Source organism: Burkholderia sp. Ac-20392 (genome assembly GCF_017104585.1).
Lineage (GTDB): Bacteria > Pseudomonadota > Gammaproteobacteria > Burkholderiales > Burkholderiaceae > Burkholderia > Burkholderia lata.
Genome location: NZ_JAAGPB010001010.1, coordinates 1 through 1,372, shown reverse-complemented (window position 1 = coordinate 1,372; position 1,372 = coordinate 1). Strand labels below are relative to the sequence as shown.

Below are 1,372 nucleotides of genomic sequence, written 5' to 3'. Positions count from 1 at the left end.
GCCGAGATTCGGCATGCCCGGCACGCCGCCGACACCGCCCGCGCCGCCGCCGGCCGGGCTCGCGGCCACATGACCGAGGTTCATGATGCCCGCCGCATGCGCATGGGCGGACACGCCTGCCGCGAGCATCAGCACGACCGCCCGGTAAAGCGGGCTCAGCTCCGATTTCAGGACCGACCGCGAGGCCGTTGCGCGAAGTTGCCGTTCCGTACGTGCGCGTGCTGCCATTCTTGCCACCCCGATGCTAGGAATTTGCGCGCGGCGCCGCTCCGGCACCGCACATGTCGTTGCGCCTGAAACAGGCCGCTGGAATCCGAAGACCATACGAAGCGCGAATGGCAGCGACATGGCGACTGTTACGGACCATTCCGGCCGCCGTGAAAAGGTCCGTAGCTTTTGTCATGGAAGGCGGTCACGCCGCCACAGCGGGCGTGCGGCGCACCGTGCCGAGCGCGTCGACCACGCGGCCGATCACTGCCGGCCAGTCTCCGGGCCGCGCCTGCCGGAACAGCCTCGCGGACGGATACCACGGACAGTCGTCGCGCTCGAGCAACCAGCGCCAATCCGGTACGCGCGGCAGCAGCATCCAGACGGGCCGCCCGAGCGCGCCAGCCAGGTGCGCAACCGACGTGTCGACGCTGATCACGAGATCCAGCGTGTCGACCAGCGCAGCCGTTTCGGCGAAATCCGTGAGCACGTCCGCGAACGACAGCACGCCGCTTGCGGCGAACGCGTCGGCGTCGCGCGCACGTATCAGCGGCTGCAGGCTCACGAACGTCGCGTCGTGCGCTGCAACAAGCGGTAAGAGCGCGGCAAACGGTATTGAACGGTTTTCGTCGTTCGCATGGCGCGGGTTGCCCGACCATACGAGCCCGACTCGCAACCGGCCGGACGGCGAAATCGCATCGAGACGTTCTACCCACGCGTCGCGCCGTCGCGCATCGGCGCGCAGGTACGGCACATCGGCCGGCACCGTATCGAGCGTCGTGCGAAACGCATACGGCAGGCTCATCAGCGGACACTGCAGGTCGAAAGCCGGCATCGGCTGCCCCTCCGTGACGACCCGGCTCACGCCGCGCAGCGTGCCGAGCAGCTCGCCGAGCGCGGCCGGCGCCTCGACGATCACGGTCGCGCCCGCATCGTGCGCCAGGTTCGCGTAGCGGCAGAACTGCAGCGTGTCTCCATAGCCCTGCTCCGCATGCAACAGCAGCGTGCGCCCGGCAAGCGGTTCGTCGCCGGTCCACCGCGGCCGGTCCGCATGACGCCGGTGCAGCATCACGTCGGCCGCATCCCAGCGCGCCTCGTGCTGCCGCCCGCCCGCGTCGACGTCGCCCGCCCGCAGCCGGCAGCACGCTTCCGAACGGCGCGCGGC

The 1,372-nt window shown here is 70.0% G+C and carries 2 protein-coding genes; both read right to left on the bottom strand.

From position 1 onward, the window contains the following. Window positions 1-228: hypothetical protein (locus G3N99_RS40485; protein ID WP_206125225.1), on the bottom strand; the 228-nt coding region annotated here is incomplete at its 3' end. A gap of 184 nt (window positions 229-412) precedes the next feature. Next, window positions 413-1,372 (bottom strand): glycosyltransferase family 9 protein (locus G3N99_RS40480; RefSeq protein WP_277396506.1); only part of this gene is annotated, 960 nt, incomplete at its 5' end.